Source organism: Rhodococcus sp. NPDC058521 (genome assembly GCF_042719695.1).
GTDB lineage: Bacteria > Actinomycetota > Actinomycetes > Mycobacteriales > Mycobacteriaceae > Rhodococcus_F.
Genome location: NZ_JBHXNL010000001.1, coordinates 624332 through 647339, shown reverse-complemented (window position 1 = coordinate 647339; position 23008 = coordinate 624332). Strand labels below are relative to the sequence as shown.

The window sequence follows — 23008 nt, the reverse complement described above, 5'->3', positions numbered from 1 at the left end:
ACCACTCACGGGCGGCGGAGCCGCTACAACATGCAGGAAACGCAACCTTCGACCTCGGTGCCCTCGAGCGCCATCTGTCGCAGCCGGATGTAGTACAAGGTCTTGATTCCCTTGCGCCACGCGTAGATCTGCGCCTTGTTGATGTCACGAGTAGTGGCGGTGTCCTTGAAGAACAGCGTCAGTGACAGCCCCTGATCGACGTGCTGCGTCGCGGCAGCATAGGTGTCGATGATCTTCTCGTACCCGATCTCGTAGGCATCCTGGTAGTAGTCCAGGTTGTCGTTGTTCAGGTACGGCGCCGGGTAGTAGACGCGGCCGATCTTGCCTTCCTTACGGATCTCGATCTTCGCGGCAACCGGGTGAATGGAGCTCGTGGAGTAGTTGATGTACGAGATCGAACCGGTCGGCGGGACTGCCTGCAAGTTCTGGTTGTAGATGCCGTGCTTCTGCACCGAAGCCTTCAGCTCACGCCAGTCGTCCTGGGTGGGAATGTGCACACCGGAGTCGGCGAAGAGCTGACCGACCTTCTCCGTCTTGGGCTCCCACACCTGGTCCGTGTACTTGTCGAAGTACTCACCCGAGGCGTACTGCGATTCCGCGAACCCCGCGAAGTGCGAGCCACGCTCGATGGCAATGAGGTTCGAGGCACGAATCGCGTGGAACACCACGGTGTAGAAGTAAATGTTCGTGAAATCGACACCTTCGTCGGAACCGTAGTAGATGCGCTCGCGAGCCAGGTATCCGTGCAGGTTCATCTGACCGAGGCCGATGGCGTGAGAACCGTTGTTGCCCTGCTCGATCGACGGCACCGAGTAGATGTGCGTCTGGTCGGACACCGCCGTCAAGGCGCGAATCGACACCTCGATGGTGCGCGCGAAGTCAGGCGAGTCCATGGTCTTCGCGATGTTCAGCGAACCCAGGTTGCAGGAGATGTCCTTGCCGACCTTCTCGTAGGTGAGGTCGTCGTTGAACGTAGACGCCGTGGACACCTGAAGAATCTCGGAGCACAGGTTCGAGTGAGTGATCTTTCCGTCGATCGGGTTCGCCCGATTCACGGTGTCCTCGAACATGATGTACGGGTAGCCCGACTCGAACTGCAACTCCGCGATCGTCTGGAAGAACTCGCGAGCCTTGATCTTGGACTTGCGAATTCGCTTGTCGTCGACCATCTCGTAGTACTTCTCGGTGACGTCGATGTCCGCGAACGGTACACCGTATATGCGCTCGACGTCGTACGGCGAGAACAGGTACATGTCCTCGTTCTTCTTCGCGAGCTCGAACGTGATGTCCGGAATCACCACACCGAGGGACAGCGTCTTGATGCGGATCTTCTCGTCGGCGTTCTCGCGCTTGGTGTCGAGGAAGCGGTAGATGTCCGGGTGGTGTGCATGCAGGTACACCGCGCCGGCGCCCTGGCGAGCACCGAGCTGATTGGCGTACGAGAACGAGTCCTCGAGCAGCTTCATGATGGGGATGACACCCGAACTCTGGTTCTCGATCTTCTTGATCGGCGCACCGTGCTCGCGAATGTTGGTGAGCAGCAACGCGACTCCACCTCCGCGTTTGGACAGCTGCAGGGCGGAGTTGACGGACCGTCCGATCGACTCCATGTTGTCCTCGATTCGAAGCAGGAAGCACGAAACCGGCTCGCCGCGCTGCTTCTTGCCCGAATTGAGGAAGGTGGGTGTCGCGGGCTGGAAACGCCCGGCAATGATTTCGTCGACCAGCTTGGTCGCCAACACCTCGTCGCCGGCGGCGAGGGTGAGCGCAACCATGCACACACGATCCTCGAACCGCTCGAGGTAACGCTTCCCGTCGAACGTCTTGAGTGTGTATGAGGTGTAGTACTTGAAGGCGCCGAGGAACGTCGGGAAGCGGAACTTCTTCGCGTACGCGTGGTCCATGAGCGACTTCACGAACTCACGCGAGTACTGGTCGAGCACCTCGGGCTCGTAGTAGTTCTCTTCCACCAAGTAGTCGAGCTTCTCGTCCAGGTTGTGGAAGAAGACGGTGTTCTGGTTGACGTGCTGCAGGAAGTACTGGCGAGCGGCCGCAACATCCTTGTCGAACTGAATCTCGCCGTTGGGGCCGTAGAGATTCAGCATCGCGTTGAGCGCGTGGTAGTCGAGACCGGCCGTCGAGTCACCGCCGCGCACGTCTCGCGCTACGTCGACTGTGTCTGTGATGGTTGGTGCCACTGTGCTTGCTCCCGCTCTGCCTCGTGTTCCCAGAATTGCCGCAAACCCGCACGGACACGTTCGACGTCCTCGGACGTACCCATGAGTTCGAAGCGGTACAGGTACGGAACCTGACACTTCTGAGATATGACGTCTCCGGCGAAGCAATACGAGTCGCCGAAGTTTGTGTTGCCGGCCGCGATGACCGCCCGAATCAATGATCGGTTGTGCTTGTTGTTCAGGAATCGAATGACCGGTTTCGGTACGTAGCTCGTGTCGCGACCCATCGCCGTCGTTCCCCCACCGTAGGTGGGAACAACGAGGACGTAGGGTTCGTCGACCTCGAAGACACCTTCGCGGTCATGAATTGGAATACGGATGCTGGGAAGCCGAAGCTTCTCCACGAATCGGTGCGTGTTCTCCGATGCGCTGGAGAAGTACACCAGCGACGTCATCGACCCTCACCTTCGATCGAACGTTCGGGCGCCCGCGCTTCAAGCAGCGTTTGCCGAGAGGCTCTTGATCCGGTCGGGACGGAAGCCCGACCAGTGATCGTCACCGGCCACGACCACGGGCGCCTGCAGGTATCCCAATGCCATGACGTAGTCCCGGGCTTCGGCATCTTCGGTGATGTCGACGACCGCATATTCGATGCCGGCCTTGTCGAGAGCCTTGTAGGTGGCATTGCACTGAACGCAAGCGGGCTTGGTGTAGACGGTGATGCTCATGAAGTCCCTCTTTCCGTTACCTGACGACGCTGACGACCTGTGATTTCAGCTACCGATCGGCCGTCTGAGCGGGACGGACGTGAAGTGCGTCCGGTAATTCTCGCGTTGTGGCCTTCCGGTGCCCAAGACACTACACCTAGTGGGCGACATAAACACCAAACCCGAGATGTAGTGAGTCACATCGATGAAATTCCCAGGTCGTGATCCGCGGAAACGCAAAAGTTCCATCGACCACCGGCGTGTCGCACATCACATTTACGGCCGTGGGCTATCACGTCGCAACTCGCCGCGATCGAACGCCACCGAACACTCCCACAGGGCACCGACAGCCTCGGGGCGCAACCGATCACACCCCCATCCCTGGCGACGGAACCATCGCACCGCTCGACGATTCCCCGATTCACGAAACGTGTCGCACGTCTGCCCGGAGTACGTCCGCCGCCCCGCTGCAGCTGCCCTGCCCGAACCCCTGAAATCCCGCCCCGACACGGCCCGGACCGACACTTGCTCCTGGATAACTGACGCCCGGTCGAACAGTGCCCCGCGTAACGTTCCGGTTCGTGGAACACGAGGACGCTCTCCCTTACACAGCCGAAGTGTCGAGCGCCGTGCGCCTCACCCCTCACACGACCCGAATCACCTTCACAGGCCGCGGCCTCGCGGGCTTCGATTCTTCGGGCCGACCGGACGAACGACTACTCGTCGCGCTAGCGCCCGATCACAGCGAGCGGCGCAGCTACACCGTCCGTCGATGGAACCCCGAGTGCGGCGAACTCGTGATCGACTTCGTGACACACGCGGGCGGTGCCGCCGCCGGTTGGGCGCGCGACGCGGAGCCTGGCGACACGGTCGGCCTGTCCGGCGCGTCCGGCTGGTACGCCCCACCGCAGGAGACCCACAGACTCTCCTCGTCGGTGACCTGACTGCCCTACCTGCAATAGGCCGAATCCTCGAGGAACTACCGGCCACGATGCACGCCCACGTGATCGCAGAAGCGGTCGGGTCGGCCGACGAGCAACAATTCACCTCCCCGGCCACCTCGAGCACGGAATGGCTGCGCGGGACCGGCAACGGACTCGGGCCGAGCATTCTCGGTGACGCCATTCGCGAGCACCCCGACTTCGAATACGTGTGGTTCGCAGGCGAGGCAGCCGTTGCACGGGACGTGCGCAAGTGGCTCCGTCACGAGCTCGGCCGCACACCGGAGTCGTATCACGTCATGGGGTACTGGCGAGACGACAAGGAAGCATGGACCGCCCGCTACGAGAAGGTGCGCACACACATCGAGACCGTCGCAGACCGCGCGATCGCGGAAGGCAACGGCCTCGAATCCGTACGAGACGCCGTCGATGCGGCGATGGAGCAAGCTGGCCTATGAGCCTGGTTCAGGCGTCGACGAGCTCCTTGGTCGCACGGACCAGAACCTCGACGACCTCGGTGATCTGTCCGGCGACCTCGACGTTCTCACGTGGGTGTCCGTCGCCGAACTTGTCGATGGTGCCGCCGATGGCGAGGGTGACGTCCTCGAGGACCTTGCCGCCTGCGATGCGGGCTGCCTTGCGGGTGTCCTCGTGTGCCCACTGCGCCCCGTTTCCGCTGGGCGACGCGCTGACGACGGCGACCGGCTTGTCCTTGATCGCGCCGGCTCCGTACGGCCGCGACAGCCAGTCGATGGCGTTCTTCAAGACCGCGGGGATGGTGCCGTTGTACTCGGGGGTCACCAGGAGGAAGGCGTCCGCGTCCGCTGCCGCTTCGCGGAGTGCGACGACGGCCGGAATCGAATTGTCGGCCGTGTCGAGATCTTCGTTGTAGAACGGGATGTCCGCGAGGCCGTCGAATACCGTGACGCTCGAGTTCCCGGGCGCGACCGCTTCGGCGGTTTCGGCGAGGCGACGATTGACGGAACCCACGCGGAGACTACCGACGAGAGCGAGAACATTGGTGTTGGACATTGCGAAATCCTTCGTGGTGTGTTCGGTGGGTCGTGACCATGTATACCAAAGTAAGCGGACCACGGTCCACTTCTATTCCCGGTCGGTAGGATGATCTCGTGACCAGCCATTTTCTCCCCCTGATCGGCGCGCAGCCGCAAGAACGCGAGGACGCCGCACGCAACCGCCACCTGCTGCTCGACGCCGCCGCACTGTTGGTCGCCGAACGCGGAGTGGACGCGGTCATCATGGATGCCGTCGCATGTCGCGCCGGCGTCGGCAAGGGCACTGTGTTCCGGCGCTTCGGGAGCCGGTCCGGGCTCATGCAGGCCTTACTCGACCACTCGGAGCGCGAACTCCAGCACGGATTCATGTTCGGTCCACCGCCTCTGGGCCCGGGCGCCGACCCTGTCGATCGCCTCGTGGCGTTCGGTCGCGCCCGCATCGCGATCGTCGAAGTTCAGGGCGACGTCCAGCGGGCCGCCGAGGATTCACGCGAGTTCCGTTTCGCTGCTCCGGCGAGAACCTTGTCGATCGCACACATCGTCGCACTGCTGCGCGAAGCGAACGTCGACGGCGACCGCGAACTGATCGCCGCTTTCCTGTTCGCCACGCTCGACGCCGCGTTGTTGCTCCACCAGATCCGCGACCAGGGCATACCGGTCGACCGAATCGAAGAGTCCTGGACAGACCTGGTTCGCCGCCTCACCCGCAACTAGCCTCGAGTCATGCGCTCTTTGGCCGTCCTCGTCATCACTCTCGTCGCGGCGGGCCTTGCCGGGTGTGCCGAATCCGATGGATCCCCCGGTGCGCCTGCCTCTACAGTGCCGTCCGGTCGGACGTTCGTGTCCACTTCCGTGGAGGGCACGGACATTCCCGGGGGCGGACCGCTCACCCTCGATTTCACCGAGAAGGACCGCGTATCGGTCCACGCCGGATGCAACCGTGGCAGCGCAGACGTGGACTTCGCCGACGGCACCATGACGACGGGCCCGATCGCCATGACATTGATGGCCTGCCCTGGCGAGCTCTCCGGCGCTGATGCGTGGGTGACGGAGTTCCTCGAACAGTCACCGTCGTGGCAACTCGACGCCGAGAACCTCGTGCTTCGAAACGACACCGCCACGATCACTCTTACGGACCGGAAGGCTCTCGATCCCGATCGGCCGATCACCGGGACCGCGTGGACCGTCACGTCGCTGCTGTCTCCCGATGCCGTCTCCACGTCCGCCGCACTCGAACGGTCGGCCGCACAGTTGACGATCGGCGACGACGGCGCAGTCACCGGCAACGCCGGGTGCAACCGGATCAGCGGTAAAGCCGACGTGCACTCCGACACGATCGTCTTCGGCCCACTCACGACAACTCGCATGGCCTGCCCCGAAGACGTCACCGAGGTCGAGCGCGCGGTGTTGCACGTGATGGACGGTGAAGTTCGGGTCTCGGTCGACTCCGACACCATGCGCTTGTCGAAAGCGGACGGCTACGGTCTGGAACTCACAGCTCGTTGACCAACCATTTCGCCAATTGCCGTGCACAGGAATCTATCCGAGACGGCCAGTCGAGTGCCGAGTCGTCTGCCAGGTCGCTCACACACTTGACCAGACGGCAGCGGGCACCGACGTGGGCACACGCCTGCGCCACGGCGAATCCCTCCATGTCGACGAGATCTGCTCGCTGGGCCAGCAGATCTCGGACGTCCGCGTCCGAGACGAACGCGTCGCCGGTCGCCAGAACGGATCCGTCACCGTCCGGCAGTGCAACCTCGTCGAGCACCTCGTGCCCGACAGCACGAATCGCGGCACTACTGATGTCGTGATTGATCACCGCCGACGGCACGAAGATTCCCTCGTGAACGACGTGTAGTGCACCCGCCGTTCCGATGTTGACCACCAGCGGCAACTCCCCCTGGTGCCGACCGAGCGCTGCCGCAACCGTGACCGCCGCACTCACCTTGCCGATTCCGGTGACGACGACTTCGAACTCCGAAGTCACATGCGCGGCCTCTGCGGCTGTGGCACTGACGACGAGAACGTCCGATCTACTCATGCCGTGAGACGGTACCGGGCCGTTTCCTGCGTTCGCTCGCTCGCGACCCGGTCGCTAGAGTTCTGTCATGGCGAACCTACGCGAGCAGATCCTCGAGAACCTCGGGGCGCGACCGAACATCGACGCAGCCGCCGAGATCCGAACGCGAGTGCAGTTCCTCAAGGACTACTTACGTTCGACCCCGGCGAGAGGCTTCGTGCTCGGGATCAGTGGCGGCCAGGACAGCACGTTGGCGGGACGGCTTGCTCAACTCGCCGCCTCCGAGCTGCGCGACGAGGGTCACGATGCACTCTTCGTAGCGGTCCGGCTTCCCTACGGTTCGCAGGCCGACGAGTCCGACGCGCAGGTCTCACTGAAGTTCATCGAGCCGGACCGGTCGGTGACCGTCGACGTCAAGCCTGGCGCCGACGCCACGGCGAAGGAGTCCTCGGCGGCCCTGCGGGAAATGCTCGGCGACGGCGGGGAGCTGCGGGACTTCGTGCGCGGCAACATCAAAGCGCGTGAACGCATGATGATCCAGTACGCGATCGCCGGTCAGCTCGGCCTGCTCGTCGTGGGAACGGACCATGCGGCCGAGGCGATCACCGGCTTCTTCACCAAGTTCGGGGACGGCGGTGTCGACATCACTCCCCTGACGGGTCTGTCCAAACGACAAGGTGCACAACTGCTTCGTGAGCTGGGTGCACCCGACAGCACGTGGCAGAAGGTTCCCACGGCAGATCTCGAGGACGATCGGCCCGCGCTGCCGGACGAGGTCGCGCTCGGCGTCACGTACGCGCAGATCGACGACTATCTCGAGGGCAAGGACGTTCCGTCCGAGGTGGGCGACAGGCTCGAGACGATGTACACCAACACCCGACACAAGCGCGCTGTACCGGTGACTCCGCTCGACACGTGGTGGAGGTGATCGACCATGGCCGAAGTTCTGGTTGCAGGCGGAACGGGGCAGTCCGGCGCCAAGGTGGTGAAGGAACTTCTGCACCGCGGGCATTCGGTCCGCGTGCTGACTCGTCACGGCGGCGCGCCGGGTACCCCCATAGCCCACTACCCGGGTGATCTGATCACCGGGGAGGGCCTGGCCGACGCCCTGACCGGTGTGGACGCGGTCATCGACACCACCGACGGTCGTACCCGAGCCACGCGACCCATCTTCACGGACGGGGCACGGAACCTGGTCGGTGCCGCTGCCGAAGCGAATGTCAGGCGTGCGGTTCTGCTGTCGATCGTCAACGTGGAGCGCGGCGATTACGCCTATTACCGGGCGAAGTTCGAGCAGGAGCAGATCTACGACGGCGCCGACCTGCCGACATGCATCGTCCGGGCCACTCAATTCCACGAGTTCGTTCCGATGATCGCAGCATCCACGAGCCGGATCGGGCTGCTACCTGCCCTGTCCGGCACCCGGTTTCAGACCATCGATCTTCGTGACGTGGCGAGAGCTCTGGTGGACGCCGCGCTGTCAGGTGGTGGCGTTCCGAACGAGCCCGTCGTCATCGGTGGGCCCGAAGTCCGCACGTCGAAGGAACTGACGAAGGCGTGGAAGAAGGCGGCGGGCAAGCGTGGTCTGGTGCTCGAGATTCCGATGCCGGGGAAGCTCGGCAAGTTCTTCCGCGAGGAGTCGAACATAGTGGAGGAGCACAAGTTCGGCACCATCACCTTCGAGCAGTGGTTGGCCGACACAGTGCGCGGTTAGTCGGGCCCCGACTCGGCGAACCGACGGACGGCGCTGCGCAACTGCGTACCCACCGCCACGAGGGCCGGGTGGGCGCCACTGCCCCGCCGATAGGCGATCCGTGTCCGTCTTCCGATTCGCAGGGGCGTGAGGACCACGCCCTCGGGCAGCTCGGTCACACCGAGTTGTGGAACCAGAGCAACCCCGGCGCCGGCGGCGACCAGCCCGAGAACGGTCGCGAAGTCGTCGACACGGTGCGCGACCCGAGGCTCGAATCCCTGTGCCTGGCAACTACGTACGGCCATGGTGTGACACAGCGTCTCCGGATTGCCGACGATCCAGTCGCTCGCCCGATGGCTGCGGATCACTTCTTCTTCGGGAACATCGGGCGCACCCGGGGAAGCGAGGTAGACGACCTCGTCGAGGAGCGGCTCGAGCTCGATCCCCGCGCCCACCGTCGAGGGCACGTTGTCGTATTCGTGAACGAGTGCGACGTCGAGACTGTCGTCGCGAAGAAGATCGGAGGCATTCGCCGGGTCGACCTCCGACACCGTCAGCGCCAAGCGTTCCTGGGTCCGACCGAGTTCATACAGAGCCGGTAGGACGATGGTGCGCAATGCGGTGGGAAACGCTCCCAGTCGAACGTGCCCGTGCAGGGTCACGTCGTCCTGCATCAGTGCAGCCTCCGCCCGCTCGAGCCCCTCGAGAACCACCTCGGAGTGCTCGACCAGCACCCATGCTGCCGGGGTCAGCCGAACCCTGCGACCTGTGCGTGTCAGAAGGGGGCGACGGACGTCGCGTTCCAGCGCAGAGAGCTGCTGGGAAACGGCCGACGGGGTGTACGAGAGGGCTTCGGCGACCGCCGCGATGGTGCCCCGGTGCGCCAATTCACGAAGCACCCTCAGTTTCCGAACATCGAGCATAAGTTCAGCTTACGCAATACGTCATGAACAGTAGCTAGTTCTTATCCTTCTGTTCGAAGACACTGTCCCCATGAGTCTTCGTCCATCCGGAATCTTCGTCCCGCTCGTCACGCCGTTCACGGACGGTGGCGACATAGCCGAATCGGTACTCGAACGTCTGGCGCACACGGCGATCGAAGAAGGCGCGGCCGGCATCGTCGCGTTGGGAACGACAGCCGAGGCATCGACTCTCTCCCCTGCTGAGAAGCGAACGGTGATCACGACGTGCTGGCGAGTCTGCCGCGAACACGACGTTCCTCTCATCGTGGGTGTGGGCACGAACGACACCGCCGAGACGGTGCACTCCATTCGTGAAGTGCACGAGAACGCCGATGCCGCAGGCGTATTGGTGGTGGTGCCTTACTACACGCGCCCGTCGGAGGCCGGTGTGGTCGCGCACTTTCAGCACATCGCCGACCACAGCCCGTTGCCGGTCGTCCTGTACAACGTCCCGTATCGGACGGCGCAGTCGCTGGGCCAGGATTCGCTGATTCGGTTGGCCGCGCATCCACGAATCGTGGGAGTCAAGCAAGCCGTCGGGTCCGTCGACACGGATACGGCGCTGCTCCTCGCGAGGACACCGAATTCGTTCTCGGTGCTCGCAGGCGAGGACACGTTGGTTTCTCCGCTGCTGGCCATGGGTGCGAGCGGAGGCATTCTCGCGGCAGCCAACGTCTGCGCGGCCGAACTCGTGGAGCTCCATCGGCTGTGGCGGTCGGGTCGAACGGAGGAGGCCCGCGGACTGGGCAATCGCCTCGTGGCCCCGGTCGCAGGCCTTCTCGGTGGCCCGAACCCCACCGTCGTCAAGGCTGTACTTCATGCACAGGGACGGATACCGAACGCCTTCGTACGCCTACCGCTTCTCCGAGCGGACGCACCTACGGCGGTAGTGCAAGCGCTGAACAACCTTCGAGCGGGTTGACTGCCGCGTCACCCACCCGCGAACGGCGGCAGAATGTCGACCTCGTCTCCGGCCACCCGCGCGAGATCGCGGGTCAGCTCCTCGTCCACGAGGTACGCGGCAACCGAGAGCACCCGCTCCATGTCGGGACCGTACTTGCCGACGAGCATCGTCCTCACCTGCCCGAGATCGGCTCCAGGATCCAATGCCAAGATTTCACCGGTGCAGCCCGCAGCGTCCGCGGCGGCCGCGAAGTACCGCACCGCAATTCCGTCAGCCACCGATCGCTCCCATACTCCGCTCGGGCGGGGTGAAACCCGCGGCGTCGATACCGTGACCAGCCCACTTGTTCCACATGGCGCCGCGCCACAATCCGGCGAGTTCCTCATCGCCCGCACCTGCGCGCATGGCGGCGCGCAGATCGGTTTCTCGATCGCTGAAGAGACACGAACGCACGGTCCCCTCGGCGGTGAGCCGTGTTCTATCGCAGTCGCTACAGAACGATCTGGTGACGGACCCGATGATGCCGACCGTCGCCGGCCCACCGTTCACCGCCCACTCCTCTGCCGGGGCGGACGGATCGGCGCGGCCCACCTCCCGTAGATCGAATCTTCGGCCGAGGACCTCGAGCAGACGCCCTGCCGACACCATCGCGTCCCGACGCCAGGCGTGGTCGGCGTCGAGTGGCATCTCCTCGATGAAGCGCAGGGCGACACCCTCGCCCAGGCACCATTCGAGTAGATCGGCCGCACCATCGAGAGTTTCCGCCATGAGCACGGCATTGATCTTGATCGGCGCGAGTCCCGATTGCGCCGCCGCCCGGATGCCGGCGAGCACGGACGGCAGACGATCGCGACGAGTGAGCCGGGCGAAATGCTCGCGGTTCACCGAGTCCAAGGACACGTTCACCCGGCCAAGCCCCGCACGGGCAAGCGCGTCGGCACGATGCTCCAGACCGACCGCGTTGGACGTCATGGCCAGCGGAATACCCGGCACACGCTGCGTGCAGCCGGACACGATGGTCTCGAGGTCGGCCCTCATGAGGGGTTCGCCCCCGGTGAACCGCACTTCTCGAACACCCAGCCGATCGACGGCGATCCCCACGAGACGCACGATCTCCTCCGCCGACAGCAAGCGGTCTGCCGGAATCGCGGGCAGCCCTCCTTCGGGCATGCAATACGTGCAGCGCAAGGAGCATTTCTCGGTGATCGACACTCTCAGGTCCCGAGCCACCCTGCCGAAGCTGTCGACCAGTTCGGGGACGTCCGGACGACCTTCGACGGACTCGACGTGAGGCGAGGCGAGGGGACGCACCGCAGGAATGCCCATCGACACCACCGTCATCGAGTCCACCTCCTGTCCTTGCGTCCAGTATGCGCATCACCCCGGCTCGCCGCACACTCCCCTCGGCCCCGATGCGCCTAGGATCGGGACCCATGGGATCGGAACAACGTCGGTCGGTGCACGAGCACTCCGCACACGTCCAGAGCCTGCTCGAGCCGTTGCTCTCACTATCGTCGGTCGATGTCTCACCGACCGAGGCCCTCGGACGCGCCACTGCCGCCGACATCTTCTCCCCGCTCGATCTGCCGCCCTTCCGCAACTCACAGATGGACGGATATGCGGTCGACGCCGCCTCCCTCGCGACCGTCCCGGTGACACTGCCGACCCGCGGGGTCGTGCCGGCCGGACCGGGAACCCCGCCTCCACACGCGCCCGGTACCGCGGTACGCATCATGACAGGGGCCGTGATCCCCGAAGGTGCGGACACGATCGTTCCTGTCGAGGACACCACGGTCGACGGCGATACCGTCACCATCTCGCGAGGCAGGTCCGCCGGCGAATACGTTCGCGAGCAGGGCAGCGACGTCACCGAAGGGACGCTGCTCGTCGCCGCCGATACCGTTCTCGAACCGAGGCACATCGCCTTGCTCGCGGCAGTTGGCGCCGAAACCGTTTCCGTCCGTGCCCGCCCACGTGTCGCGATCATCACGACGGGCACCGAACTCGTCGCGGCGGGACGGTCACTCGGGTCCGGCGAAATCTACGACTCGAACGGGACCGCACTCTCCGCGAGTGCCACCGCAAACGGCGCCGAGGTCGTGTCCGTGATCCACAGCGAAGACGACATCGACACGTTCCGGGCCGTGCTCGACCGCGCCACGGCCATCGCCGACGTGGTGTTCACGTCCGGTGGAGTATCGATGGGTGACTTCGAGGTGGTCAAGGAAACACTCACCACGATGGGCGGCGAGTTCGTGCACGTCGCAATGCAACCGGGCGGGCCGCAGGGTACTGCGCTCGTCCACGGTGTTCCGGTTCTGTGCTTCCCGGGTAATCCGGTCAGCACCCTCGTGTCCTTCGAGGTGTTCACGCGCCCGATCCTTCGACAGTCCGCCGGCCTCCCTGCAATATCGCGACCACGGCTCGCCCTCGAACGAGGTGTGACATCCATTCCGGGCAAACGTCAGCTCCTTCGCGCCCGCTGCACCGACCGGGGCACGGTCGACACGGTCTCGGGACCCGGCTCGCATCTCGTCGCCGGCCTCGCCTGGTCCAACGTCCTGATCGACCTGCCCGAAGAAGTCGAGTCGCTCGCGGCGGGAGAACTCGTGGAAGTGTGGCCACTGTGAACGAGCCGAAGCAGAACGAACTGTCGCATCTCGACGACGAGGGCCGTGCGCGCATGGTCGATGTGAGCGCGAAGGCGGACACCACTCGAATCGCCGCCGCTGCAGGCGAACTGGCCACCACGCCCGAGGTGGTTCGCCTGGTTCGTTCGGATGGACTCCCGAAGGCGGACGTTCTCGCCACGGCCCGCATCGCGGGCATCTCCGGCGCGAAGAAGACCTCCGAGTTGATACCGCTGTGTCATCAGCTCGCGCTGTCCTCGGTCACGATCGAGTTCGGGTTCACCGACACCACGATCACCGTCGAGGCAACCGCAACGACCAAGGGCCCCACCGGTGTGGAGATGGAAGCCCTCACCGCCGTCGCCGTGGCTGGCCTCACCCTGCACGACATGGTCAAGGCCATCGATCCCGCGGCGACCATGAACGGGGTCCGATTGCTGACGAAGGAAGGCGGCAAACGCGGCCGTTGGGCGCGAGAACAATCCGTTGTGCCCGAGCCCAATTCCGCTGTGGTGCTGGTTGCGTCGACCGAAGGCGCAGCCGGTAGACGGGAAGACACGACGGGTCCGTTCATCACCGAATGGCTGGGACGGCACGGTTTCGATACGCGTGGCCCCCTCGTATACGGGGACGCAACCATCGCTGCCGGTCTTGCCGACGCGCTGAGCACCTCACCATCGCTGATCATCACCACGGGAGGGACCGGGGTGTCCCCCACCGATGCCACCCCCGAGGCCACTCGGGCAGTGCTCGACCGCGAACTCCCCGGTGTTGCAGAGGCCGTTCGTGAACGTGGGACGAAGATCACTCCGCATGCTGTGTTGAGTCGTGGGCTGGCGGGCGTGTCCGGGCGAACCGTGATCGTCAACCTCCCCGGATCGCCCGGGGGCGTCAAGGACGGCCTGTCGGTTCTCGAACCGATCCTCGAACATCTGCTCGCCCAGGTCTCCGGTGGAGGTTCGCACGATGAGTGAGCCGTTGGCCCGCATCTCCGCGACAGCCCTCGACACGGCAGAGGTCGAGTCCTTCGTCGGCGGTCCCACGAACGGGGCGGTTGTCACCTTCACCGGCGTGGTGCGCAATCACGATGGCGGACAGCCTGTTTCCTCGCTCGAGTATCAGGCGCACCCGGACGCGGAGCGTTTTCTCCGTCGGTGCTGCGCCGAGGTTGCCGCATCCAGCGGTCTGTCCGTCGCCGCCGTTCATCGCGTCGGAACGTTGACGGTGGGCGATCTGGCGCTCGTCGCAGCCGTCGCGTCACCACACCGCGCCGAAGCCTTCGCAACCTGTGCCGAACTGGTCGAGAAAATCAAGCACCAAGTTCCCATCTGGAAGCGGCAGAAGTTCACCGACGGCGAGTCCGAATGGGTCGGGCTGTGAGCCCTCGCACCTCGGCTGGAATCGACCCGACACCGCCGAACGGGTACAGTCGAGCCCACTAGACAGCCACTAAGGCCGTCCAGCGTCGTGGAACGCATCCAGTCCGGTGAACTGTCACCGACTCTTTCTTACGGCGACCTGCGTACCAACCGGTAACGCCGCCATCGAAGTGCTCGAGCACGATGGAACACTCGTGTTCCAGTCGCCCTCCGGCACGACAACGTGCCCGAAAGGCCATTCACATCTTGCCCGAAACACACGTGCCCACCTTTGCCGAACTGGGCGTTCGCGCTCCCCTCGTCAAGGCACTCGAAGACAAGGGCATCACCGCGCCCTTCCCGATTCAGGTCGACACCCTGCCCGACACTCTTTCCGGCCGCGACGTCCTCGGCCGCGGAAAGACCGGCAGCGGAAAGACACTCGCATTCTCCATCCCGATGGTCTCTCGGCTCGCCGGTGATCTGTCCGGCGGAAAGCGCCGCCCGGGGCGGCCCCTCGGTCTGATCCTCTCGCCCACTCGCGAACTCGCGACGCAGATCACGGCCACTCTCGAACCGCTCGCTCAGGCGTACGACCTGAAGGTCACCACCATCTTCGGTGGGGTCTCCCAGCACCGCCAGGTCCAGGCACTGAAGGCAGGTGTCGACATCGTCGTCGCATGCCCCGGTCGCCTCGAAGACCTCATGAAGCAGAAGTTCGTGTCGCTCGACGCCGTGGAGATCACGGTGCTCGACGAGGCCGACCACATGGCCGACCTCGGATTCCTGCCGGTCGTCACCCGGATTCTCAACGCGACACCGTCGAACGGTCAGCGCCTCCTGTTCTCCGCCACCCTCGACAACGGCGTGGACAAGTTGGTGAAGCGGTTCCTGAAGAACGAGGTCCTGCACTCGGTCGACGAGGCCAACTCGCCGGTTGCCGCCATGACCCACCATGTGTTCGACGTCGACGGTGTCGAGGCCAAGCGTCAGCTCGTCCAGAAGCTGGCATCCGGCACCGGGCGTCGCATCCTTTTCATGCGCACCAAGCACCAGGCACGCAAGCTGGCTCGCCAGCTCACCGAGGCCGGCATTCCGTCCGTCGACCTGCATGGCAATCTGTCGCAGGCCGCCCGTGACCGCAACCTCGCAGCCTTCTCCGCCGGCGATGCCCGCGTGCTGGTGGCCACCGATGTCGCGGCCCGCGGTGTGCACGTGGACGACGTCGAACTCGTCGTTCACGTCGACCCGCCCGCCGAGCACAAGGCCTACCTGCACCGCTCCGGACGCACTGCGCGTGCCGGCAGCGCAGGTGATGTGGTGACCGTTGTGCTGCCCGAACAGCGCAAGGACCTTTCGGTGCTCATGCGCAAGGCCGCAATCAAAGTGTCGCCCGTCAAGTCGACGGCCGACTCGGCTCACGTTGTCGAGCTCGTCGGTGCCATCGCCCCACACGTGAAGCCCGCACCCAAGGCACCGGCCCAGAACAACGGCGGCAATCGTCGACCGCGGCCCGCAGGTCAGGGAAGCCGCAGCGGATCCGGCGGACGCAGCGGATCCGGCGGACGGCGTCAGGGCGGCCAGGGTTCGCGTGGCCGCTCGGGCGGCGGCAACCGTTCCGGAGGTGGACGGCCTCGTGCTGGTGCATCGGCGTCCGGAACCCGCCGCGGTTCCCGCTAGAACCTTTCGTGATGGACGGCGTCGGTCAGTGACCGACGGCCGCGCCATCCGAACCTTTCGAGGTCCGGAACCTGCTGGAACTCGCTGACCCGGCCCACGCACAACCATGCGATGGGACGAATGGGGTCCGGAATCTCGAGGAGCTGCGTGAGGTAGGCCTCGTCGTAGAAGGACACCCAGCCGACACCGACGTTCTCGGCAGCGGCAGCGAGCCACAGGTTCTGAATCGCGAGGACCGCCGAGAACAGGCCAGTGTCGTCGATGGTGTGGCGCCCGAGAATATGTTCACCGCCGCGCGAGCGGTCGTACGTGACTACGATGCCCATCCCGGACTCCCGAATGCCTTCCACCTTGATCGGGTCGAACGTCTGGCGCCGGTCCTCGGGCAGCGAGTCCGCGAAACGTTGCCGTGCGTCTGCCACGTGATCGGCGAACGTGTCCAACGTGCCCGTGTCCCGGACGACCACGAAATCCCAGGGCTGCGTGTTGCCGACGCTCGGGGCGCTGTGTGCGGCGCCGAGAATGCGCTCGAGCATGGTCTCGGACAACGGTTCCGCGGTGAACTCGGCGCGGACGTCGCGACGGAGGCGGATGGCGTCGTACACCGACATACTGGGTTCGAGTTCGCTCACTGGCCCAGACTCTCACACGCGTTCAGGCGGTGACGGTGTATCGGTGGACGCCGAGCATGGTGTCCGGGCCGGGCTCCTCGCCGTCCACCACCACACAGTCCCCGAGACGTCCCAGGACGTCCTGTTCGTCGACGTCCACACCGATGAGCACCAACTGGGTGGAACGTTCCTGACCCTGTTCCCACCTGGTCGAGACGAACCGAATGTGCGGCCCCACCGTCTGAACCTCGAACTTGCGGGTCTGCCCCGGTACGTCGAAATGAACGTAGCCCTTGATGCGGTACAGCCCGACGGGACGATCCTCGAGAAACGCCACCAACCGCCGCGGGTGGACGGGCGATGCCGACTCGAAATCGACGGCTCGGTACGAGGTATGGAGATGCTCGTGGTCATCGCAGTCGTCGTGATCCTGGTCGAGCATGAGCTGATCGAGGCTCATTTGCTCACCTGCGGTGGGTGCACGGTCTTCTTCGGGCTCGAAGAGGAGCGCAGGGTCGATTCGCCCGTGATCGGTGAAGACGATCGGGGCGCGACCGTTGTGCTCGCGCAACACCTGTTCGAGGCGGGCGCGCCGTTCCTCGTCGATACCGGCCGTCTTGTTCGGCACGATAAGATCAGCGAGCCCGAGGTGTTGCACCACTTCTGGATGCCGTTCGACGGTGTCCTCGAACTGGGTGCCGTCGACCAGCATCACGAGTCCGCCGTACACCACGCTCGGGTTCTTGGAACCGAGGATCAGACGGATCATGTTGCGCGGCTCGGCCAGACCACTGGCCTCGACGACGATCACGTCGAGATCGGAACCGGCCAGCCGATCGATCATCTCGTCCATGTCACTGACGTCGACGGCGCAGCACAGGCAGCCGTTGCTGAGAGCCATCATCGAATCGACCTGTCCCGCAACCATCATCGAATCGATGTTGACGGCACCGAAATCGTTGACGATGACCCCGATGCGCACGCCGCGGTTGTTCCGGAGCAGGTGGTTGAGCAGCGTCGTCTTGCCCGCACCCAGGAATCCGCCCACGAGCACCACGGGGATTCGCTTCTTGGCCACGCACGCCTCCGTCGACTTGAACCGGCCGCCCATCCTAATCCACCCCTGTGAGTGGCTGACGAGTGCAGAGACTCGCTAGCCACTCACAGGCCGAAGGCCAGCAGGAACAGGCCGACAGCAAGGATCGCCGGGCCCCGCACCATCTGTCGCAACACGTCGATCGGAACCTGGCCGAAGTTGGTCTCGAGCACGAGGCCGCCGTACTGCATCGGCGGACGAGTGCGCGACCGATACACCGCAAGAGTTGCCGTGATCGGCGTGATGGCGAGAGCCGCCCATCCTCCGGCCATCGCAACAGGCATCGTGGCGAGCCACAACAGCGCGATCGCGGCGGCCGGAACGAGGACATGTGCCAGCCGTAGTCCGCGGTCGGTCCCACCGAGCAGATTTCGCAACTCGGCAGAGCGACAGACATCGAGCAATCCCCTGCTGAACGCCGATCCGACCGCGAAACAGGCAATCGTCTCAACGAGTGCCACAGCCAAGGGCGTACCCACCAGCGCTACGGCGTAAGTCGCTCCCAGCGCGACCACGAATGTCACCTGGGCCCACCGTCCCCGAAGCACGCGCCGAAAGTCCGCCTCGACGAGTGAGCGGGTGCGTCCCACGGTGAACGCTCGCGACCGGACCGATCCGACCCTTCGCCACGAACGCCGTTCCCAGGCAGAGGACAGATGCGACGGTTCGAGCGACACCAACGACGCCGAGAATCCGGTAGCCACGTCAGCGCCCTTGGTGAGGGCAGACCTGTCCCACTTGCCCTGTGCGCGGACAGCGAGTCCCCACACTCCCCAAGCGCTCACGACTCCGAGTGCGGCGAACAACCACCACGTTGTCGGAGTGGGAAGCATCAGCGTCACGAGACGGGCGGCCAGCACGCCGGCGACGGCAGTGCCCACCACCCACGCGACCAGTTTCCGCCTCAGCAGGGCAGCCCGGTCCACTGGACTCGAGAACAGCCAATGCATCTCGGCGCTGCCGACGGCTATCGGACCCAGTGCTTTCAGCACCCGAAAAGCCGACGCCGCAATCAGCAGCAGTACCACTCCCGCCGCATACGGCAGCGCGACGCGATCGGTGTCCAAAAGACCCCCGGAGGACAGCACACCGGAGTCTTTGCGTGCCAGCCCCCACATAATGCCTGTGACCACACAGATCGGTACGGCCCACACGGCAGCCTGATCTCGTAGGGTCTCGGTTCGGCGTGCGCGTTCCCAACTCTTCCGCAGACCCGTGATCGCGGGCGCCGAGGGAACCACTAATTCGGGCGATGTCGGGTCCGTCGTCATCGCCATGAGTCACCGTCTATCGTGAAGTCCGCGACGGCGTCGACGAGTTCGGGATCGTGCGAGACGAGCAGCACCGTCACGCCGGCTGCCTTCTCGGCGTTCAACGTGTCCGCGAGCCGCGCCCTACCTTCGGCGTCGAGGTGCTGCTCGGGTTCGTCGAGCACCAACGTGGTGCGGGGCCGCACGAAGGCGGAGGCCAGCGCCAGACGACGGCGTTGTCCGCTCGACAGGGTGACCGGTAGTTGATCGGCTGCACCCGACATCCCGAAGTTGTCGAGGGTCGCCTCTGCGACCTCCGACGCGTCGGGCATCCCGTGCGCTGAGGCGATCAGCCGAATGTGTTCGGAGACCGACAGGTGTGGGAAGAAGCCGGGTTCGTCGAGAACCGAGGCGACCGCCGCCCGGAATGTCGGGGACGATTCGTCCACCGGTTCACCGTCGAAGAGGATCGCCCCTTCGTCCAGATGATCTGCGCCGACGACGCAGCGAAGCAGGGTGGATTTTCCGGCGCCGTTCGCGCCGACGATCGCACAGGCCGTGCCGAGTTCTACGTCGAATGTGACATCGCTGAAGACGGTCAGCGCACCGAAGCAGCGCGAAGCGCCGCGTACTTGCAACATGGGTTACTCCCGGTTGTCCTCGTGAATATGAGCGAGGATGCGGGGACCAGCGTCAGAGCGTCCCCGCCGAGAGACCGGGCGCCCGTGGGCGCGGCCGACCGGGAGTGTCGGGATGGCAGCTGCGACGGAACGAGCCACGAAGTCGACGCTCGTCCGGTTCCGGGCCGTGGGAGGCCTGCATGGGTGCTGTCGCCAGCCTGTGGCCGTAGAACTGCAACAACACCGCAGCCATTGCCAGGACCGTGATCAACAGGCCGACGGCGGTGAGAACTGTTCCTTCCAAGGGCGAAGTGACGATCAGCGTCAGCATGATCGCGCACAACGAGAGGAAATTCAGGAACACACGACGACTGTACCGCCGCTGCACGTTCGATGCCTACGGTCGCTGCCAGTTGGTCAACCACCGAAGAATCCATTCCGCGGGTCCGTACCGGTGTCGTGACAACCACCACGAACTTCCGGCCATCTGAGCGACGAAGACAACTAGTGCTGCGAGGAGTAGAGCCGCGGGGCCCCAGGTACCGGCGAGACCGAACCCCACACCCGTGAACAGCAGCAACCCGATCACCGACTGGAGCAGGTAGTTCGTCAGAGCCATCTTCCCCGCCGGCGACAGCGCTCGACGCAGCCGCCCCCACCGTCGACTGTGCATCGCACGCAGCAGAGTCGCCACGTACGCGGCAGCCAAGAAGGGCGCGGTGGCGACGCTGACCGTGACGGCCGTGGTGTCGACGTCACCGCCGAGCGCGGCGAATGCGACGCCACCTGCAATGCCGACCGGGAAACCCACGAACTGAACACGACGCAAGATCGGCTCCTGCCCGTTCAGTTCGGCGAACAGGCGACGCCGTCCGGCAACCATTCCCAGCAAGAACATGGCGAGAGCGGTCGGCCCCTGCATCGAAACGGCTTGCAGCGCGAGAAGTCCGAGACCGTCGAGGTGCTGTCCCACGACGTCGCCGACGGAGCCGAGCATCGTCTGGGTCTGTTCCTCGGCGTTGGACAGTGCTTGTGCATGTGAGGGCATGAATGCCGACCGGTCGACGAAGAGGCTGCTGCTCACCAACGATATCGACACGAGGGCGTAGAGCCCGACGGCGACTCGAATAGCCACCCGGTCTGTCACTCGATACATCGCCAACAGGACCAGACATGCCACGGCGTAGGTGGTGAGCACGTCTCCGCTGTACAACGCGACGATGTTCAGCACACCCAACAGAAACAGTCCGAGGATCCGTCGCAACATCCTCGGAACGAATGATGCGGCCGTACGATGTGCGGCCGCCATCTGCATGGTGAAGCTGTAACCGAACAGGAAGGCGAACAGCAGATAGAACTTCATCGAGAACAGTGCCGAGGTGAGGAACCTGGCGGCGTCGTCGAGGGGTGCGGAGAAGTCCGGGTCGTCGACGAGATTCCCGGGGTAGGCGGACGCCATGAAGGTGATGTTGACGACGAAGATGCCCAACAGCGCGAACCCGCGTAGGGCATCGACGTCGTGGACTCGGGAGGTGTTCGCAGTACGCACTGCCGTCTCGTCGGTCATGGCAGTTAGATTACTACCTATAGTTTCTTACATAGACTATTATGTGTCATAGAATCCGACACGACTCGACCCCAACCCATCCAGGAGACCACCGATGCCTGGCCACGACATTCCGGAGCCGTTGCGGAGGCTGTGGCGGCTACCGGAACAGGCTTCCCGGCTTGGACGCCCATCCTCCCTCGACACCGACGTCGTCGTACAGGCCGCAGTCCGCCTGGCTGATCGAGACGGACTGGGCGCCGCGACGTTGCCCCGAGTCGCTGCCGATCTGGGCGTGACTGCGATGTCGCTGTACCGGCACGTCGGCTCGAAGCTCGAACTACTGGATCTGATGGTCGACTTCGCGAGCACCACCCCCTCGGCACCGACAGAAGACCGGGGGTGGCGCGAGGGACTCACAGTCTGGGCCGACGAATTGTGGGACCTGTACCGCTCCCGCCCCTGGATCGTCCGAGTGCCTGTTCACGGGGCTCCCACCGGACCCAATCAGTTGGCATGGCTCGAGCGGGCACTGACCGTCATCGCCGATACCGACCTCGACTGGGCGGAAAAGGTCGGCTATGTCATGCTGCTGAGCGGTTATGTGCGACAGTCGATCCTGCTGACCCAGGATCTTTCCGAAGGACGCGACGACGCCGAGCAGCAGGCCGAAAGCGAAAGACGCTACGGACTGGCAATGCGCGATCTCGTGGACAGCAGACGATTCCCGCAACTGTCCGACATGTTCGATTCGGATGTCTTCGACGGTCCATCCGTACCCACCGAGACGACGGCACGCAACGATTTTCATGGGGGCCTCGAAACGATCCTCGACGGGATCGCCGCTCGCCTCGACGGGTGAGCCCGCGCTAGCGGACCTCCAGCCGCTGCCGGAGCCAGGTGTCCACGTCGAGGACGGCCCGGCGTGCGACAGGCGTTCCGTGCATCGTGAATCCGTGCGGAACCGAAGGGTAGAGACGCAAGTCGACGTCGTTGCCCGCCGCGGACAACCGGGCCACCATCGCCAGGTTGTCCGGCAGCACCACATCCTCGGTCCCGATCACGACGAGGGTGGGCGGTAGCCCTCGCAGGTCGCCGTAGGACGGCGAGATGTCGGGATCGGTCCGGTCGTCGACATGTCCCACGTACGCCTCGATGAAGTACTCGTCGGCGATGATCCGGCCGGCGGGGGTCAGTGCGCTCAGGTCGTAGGTACCGGCTTCGAGGACTGCCCCGGTGAACGCGTCCACGAGCCCGCGATCACGTAGCCGCAGCAGTGTCGCCACGACCAGGGTCGCCCCTGCCGACATGCCACCGATCACGAGGCGCGTTGTCGAGAACCGCTCGGCGGCGACGTCGATCAACCACAAGGCCACGGCTTCGCAATCGTCCGGAGCTGCGGGCCAGGGAGACTCCGGCGCGAGTCGGTAGTCGACACTCACCACGGCGATCCCGACCGCATCGGCCAGCCGTGCGTTCCGGGCATCGTCTCGCGCGGCGGAGTCCATGTAGAAGCCGCCTCCGTGGAGGTGCAGGTATACCCCGGACACGCCCCGATTCTTGGGGCTGGTGATCCGTACCGACGCGGATCGTCCTTCGAAGTCGACCGTGTGCTCGACAGCGCGGATGGGTGCACCGGGATCGACCTCTCGAGTCTTTCGCACCGCGACGAGTTCCTCGAACGACTTCGGTCCGACGCCACTGGAGCGCGTTGCGTAGAACTCTTCCGTGGCCGCGAGATCGTCGCGGGGAACCGATTCGGTCGATTCTGCAAGTCCCAGATTCACGCTCGAC

The 23008-nt window shown here is 64.6% G+C and carries 27 protein-coding genes; 12 read left to right on the top strand and 15 right to left on the bottom strand.

From position 1 onward, the window contains the following. Window positions 1-23: 23 nt before the first annotated feature. Genes nrdE through nrdH form a run of 3 tightly spaced genes read right to left on the bottom strand, consistent with a single transcriptional unit; the run spans window position 24 to window position 2905 of the window. On the bottom strand, window positions 24-2198 hold the full coding sequence (gene nrdE, locus ACFWO3_RS03080; protein ID WP_378573546.1) for a class 1b ribonucleoside-diphosphate reductase subunit alpha: 2175 nt from the start codon (window positions 2196-2198) through the stop codon (window positions 24-26). Further along, on the bottom strand, window positions 2165-2632 hold the full coding sequence (gene nrdI, locus ACFWO3_RS03075; RefSeq protein ID WP_378573544.1) for a class Ib ribonucleoside-diphosphate reductase assembly flavoprotein NrdI: 468 nt from the start codon (window positions 2630-2632) through the stop codon (window positions 2165-2167). The genes nrdE and nrdI overlap by 34 nt, the downstream gene beginning before the upstream one ends. A gap of 39 nt (window positions 2633-2671) precedes the next feature. After that, window positions 2672-2905 (bottom strand): glutaredoxin-like protein NrdH, encoded by a 234-nt coding sequence (gene nrdH, locus ACFWO3_RS03070; protein WP_378573542.1) that lies wholly within the window; start codon window positions 2903-2905, stop codon window positions 2672-2674. 560 nt (window positions 2906-3465) lie between these two features. Here nrdH and ACFWO3_RS03065 point away from each other — a divergent pair. Beyond that, a complete protein-coding gene (locus ACFWO3_RS03065; protein ID WP_378573540.1) occupies window positions 3466-3828 on the top strand; it encodes a siderophore-interacting protein in 363 nt (120 codons plus the stop codon). After that, window positions 3723-4283 carry a siderophore-interacting protein gene (locus ACFWO3_RS03060; protein WP_378573538.1) on the top strand — a complete coding sequence of 187 codons (561 nt, stop codon included), beginning with the start codon at window positions 3723-3725 and terminating at the stop codon, window positions 4281-4283. The genes ACFWO3_RS03065 and ACFWO3_RS03060 overlap by 106 nt, the downstream gene beginning before the upstream one ends. Window positions 4284-4290: 7 nt before the next feature. Here ACFWO3_RS03060 and ACFWO3_RS03055 read toward each other — a convergent pair whose 3' ends face one another. Beyond that, entirely contained in the window at window positions 4291-4857 is a 567-nt protein-coding gene (locus tag ACFWO3_RS03055; protein WP_378573536.1) for an NAD(P)H-dependent oxidoreductase, read from the bottom strand. 98 nt (window positions 4858-4955) lie between these two features. Between ACFWO3_RS03055 and ACFWO3_RS03050 the strand changes: the two genes are divergently transcribed. Together ACFWO3_RS03050 and ACFWO3_RS03045 are read left to right on the top strand one after the other, a co-directional pair. Beyond that, a complete protein-coding gene (locus ACFWO3_RS03050; RefSeq protein ID WP_378573534.1) occupies window positions 4956-5555 on the top strand; it encodes a TetR/AcrR family transcriptional regulator in 600 nt (199 codons plus the stop codon). A gap of 9 nt (window positions 5556-5564) precedes the next feature. Continuing rightward, window positions 5565-6347 carry an META domain-containing protein gene (locus ACFWO3_RS03045; RefSeq protein ID WP_378573532.1) on the top strand — a complete coding sequence of 261 codons (783 nt, stop codon included), beginning with the start codon at window positions 5565-5567 and terminating at the stop codon, window positions 6345-6347. Here the strand turns inward: ACFWO3_RS03045 and ACFWO3_RS03040 are convergent. Further along, complete coding sequence (locus ACFWO3_RS03040) at window positions 6334-6885, bottom strand: nucleosidase (RefSeq protein WP_378573530.1); 552 nt, start codon at window positions 6883-6885, stop codon at window positions 6334-6336. The genes ACFWO3_RS03045 and ACFWO3_RS03040 overlap by 14 nt on opposite strands. A 67-nt stretch (window positions 6886-6952) precedes the next feature. Between ACFWO3_RS03040 and nadE the strand changes: the two genes are divergently transcribed. Next, the gene (gene nadE / locus ACFWO3_RS03035) at window positions 6953-7792 is read left to right on the top strand and encodes an ammonia-dependent NAD(+) synthetase (protein ID WP_378573528.1); all 840 of its coding nucleotides are present in this window, start codon (window positions 6953-6955) and stop codon (window positions 7790-7792) included. 6 nt (window positions 7793-7798) lie between these two features. Continuing rightward, complete coding sequence (locus tag ACFWO3_RS03030) at window positions 7799-8578, top strand: SDR family oxidoreductase (protein WP_378573526.1); 780 nt, start codon at window positions 7799-7801, stop codon at window positions 8576-8578. Here the strand turns inward: ACFWO3_RS03030 and ACFWO3_RS03025 are convergent. Continuing rightward, entirely contained in the window at window positions 8575-9480 is a 906-nt protein-coding gene (locus tag ACFWO3_RS03025) for a LysR family transcriptional regulator (RefSeq protein WP_378573524.1), read from the bottom strand. The genes ACFWO3_RS03030 and ACFWO3_RS03025 overlap by 4 nt on opposite strands. Before the next feature lie 70 nt (window positions 9481-9550). Here ACFWO3_RS03025 and dapA point away from each other — a divergent pair, with 70 nt between their 5' ends. Beyond that, complete coding sequence (gene dapA / locus ACFWO3_RS03020) at window positions 9551-10441, top strand: 4-hydroxy-tetrahydrodipicolinate synthase (RefSeq protein WP_378573522.1); 891 nt, start codon at window positions 9551-9553, stop codon at window positions 10439-10441. An 8-nt stretch (window positions 10442-10449) separates the two neighbouring features. Here dapA and ACFWO3_RS03015 read toward each other — a convergent pair whose 3' ends face one another. Both ACFWO3_RS03015 and moaA read right to left on the bottom strand, forming a co-directional pair. Then, window positions 10450-10701 carry a MoaD/ThiS family protein gene (locus tag ACFWO3_RS03015; RefSeq protein WP_378573520.1) on the bottom strand — a complete coding sequence of 84 codons (252 nt, stop codon included), beginning with the start codon at window positions 10699-10701 and terminating at the stop codon, window positions 10450-10452. Next, window positions 10694-11764, bottom strand: a complete 1071-nt coding sequence (gene moaA / locus ACFWO3_RS03010; protein WP_378573517.1) for a GTP 3',8-cyclase MoaA — start codon at window positions 11762-11764, stop codon at window positions 10694-10696. The genes ACFWO3_RS03015 and moaA overlap by 8 nt, the downstream gene beginning before the upstream one ends. A 92-nt stretch (window positions 11765-11856) precedes the next feature. Between moaA and glp the strand changes: the two genes are divergently transcribed. From glp to ACFWO3_RS02990, 4 genes are all read left to right on the top strand, one after another. Beyond that, window positions 11857-13053: a gephyrin-like molybdotransferase Glp gene (glp, locus tag ACFWO3_RS03005; protein WP_378573515.1), complete on the top strand. Its 1197-nt coding sequence runs from the start codon at window positions 11857-11859 to the stop codon at window positions 13051-13053. Further along, window positions 13050-14027, top strand: coding sequence for a bifunctional molybdenum cofactor biosynthesis protein MoaC/MoaB (gene moaCB, locus ACFWO3_RS03000; RefSeq protein ID WP_378573513.1), 978 nt, complete (start codon window positions 13050-13052; stop codon window positions 14025-14027). The genes glp and moaCB overlap by 4 nt, the downstream gene beginning before the upstream one ends. Further along, the gene (locus tag ACFWO3_RS02995) at window positions 14020-14433 is read left to right on the top strand and encodes a molybdenum cofactor biosynthesis protein MoaE (protein ID WP_378573511.1); all 414 of its coding nucleotides are present in this window, start codon (window positions 14020-14022) and stop codon (window positions 14431-14433) included. The genes moaCB and ACFWO3_RS02995 overlap by 8 nt, the downstream gene beginning before the upstream one ends. Before the next feature lie 245 nt (window positions 14434-14678). Beyond that, on the top strand, window positions 14679-16091 hold the full coding sequence (locus ACFWO3_RS02990) for a DEAD/DEAH box helicase (RefSeq protein WP_378573509.1): 1413 nt from the start codon (window positions 14679-14681) through the stop codon (window positions 16089-16091). On the opposite strand, the gene bluB is transcribed toward ACFWO3_RS02990, so the two are convergent. The 6 genes from bluB to ACFWO3_RS02960 all read right to left on the bottom strand — a co-directional run bounded on the left by bluB (window position 16088) and on the right by ACFWO3_RS02960 (window position 21235). Then, on the bottom strand, window positions 16088-16702 hold the full coding sequence (bluB, locus tag ACFWO3_RS02985) for a 5,6-dimethylbenzimidazole synthase (RefSeq protein WP_378574012.1): 615 nt from the start codon (window positions 16700-16702) through the stop codon (window positions 16088-16090). The two genes, ACFWO3_RS02990 and bluB, sit on opposite strands and share 4 nt — an antisense overlap. A gap of 43 nt (window positions 16703-16745) precedes the next feature. Beyond that, window positions 16746-17780 carry a CobW family GTP-binding protein gene (locus ACFWO3_RS02980; protein WP_378573507.1) on the bottom strand — a complete coding sequence of 345 codons (1035 nt, stop codon included), beginning with the start codon at window positions 17778-17780 and terminating at the stop codon, window positions 16746-16748. A gap of 83 nt (window positions 17781-17863) precedes the next feature. Further along, entirely contained in the window at window positions 17864-19075 is a 1212-nt protein-coding gene (locus tag ACFWO3_RS02975; RefSeq protein ID WP_378573505.1) for a DUF6297 family protein, read from the bottom strand. After that, window positions 19066-19689 carry an ATP-binding cassette domain-containing protein gene (locus ACFWO3_RS02970; protein ID WP_378573502.1) on the bottom strand — a complete coding sequence of 208 codons (624 nt, stop codon included), beginning with the start codon at window positions 19687-19689 and terminating at the stop codon, window positions 19066-19068. Before ACFWO3_RS02970 ends, ACFWO3_RS02975 begins: the two co-directional genes overlap by 10 nt. A gap of 52 nt (window positions 19690-19741) precedes the next feature. Beyond that, window positions 19742-20032, bottom strand: coding sequence for a DUF6412 domain-containing protein (locus tag ACFWO3_RS02965; RefSeq protein WP_378573499.1), 291 nt, complete (start codon window positions 20030-20032; stop codon window positions 19742-19744). A gap of 33 nt (window positions 20033-20065) precedes the next feature. Next, window positions 20066-21235, bottom strand: coding sequence for a DUF418 domain-containing protein (locus ACFWO3_RS02960; protein ID WP_378573497.1), 1170 nt, complete (start codon window positions 21233-21235; stop codon window positions 20066-20068). A 94-nt stretch (window positions 21236-21329) separates the two neighbouring features. Between ACFWO3_RS02960 and ACFWO3_RS02955 the strand changes: the two genes are divergently transcribed. Then, window positions 21330-22076 carry a TetR/AcrR family transcriptional regulator gene (locus tag ACFWO3_RS02955; protein WP_378573495.1) on the top strand — a complete coding sequence of 249 codons (747 nt, stop codon included), beginning with the start codon at window positions 21330-21332 and terminating at the stop codon, window positions 22074-22076. 7 nt (window positions 22077-22083) lie between these two features. Here the strand turns inward: ACFWO3_RS02955 and ACFWO3_RS02950 are convergent, their stop codons facing one another. Then, window positions 22084-23001, bottom strand: a complete 918-nt coding sequence (locus tag ACFWO3_RS02950) for an alpha/beta hydrolase (RefSeq protein ID WP_378573493.1) — start codon at window positions 22999-23001, stop codon at window positions 22084-22086. Window positions 23002-23008: the final 7 nt, after the last annotated feature.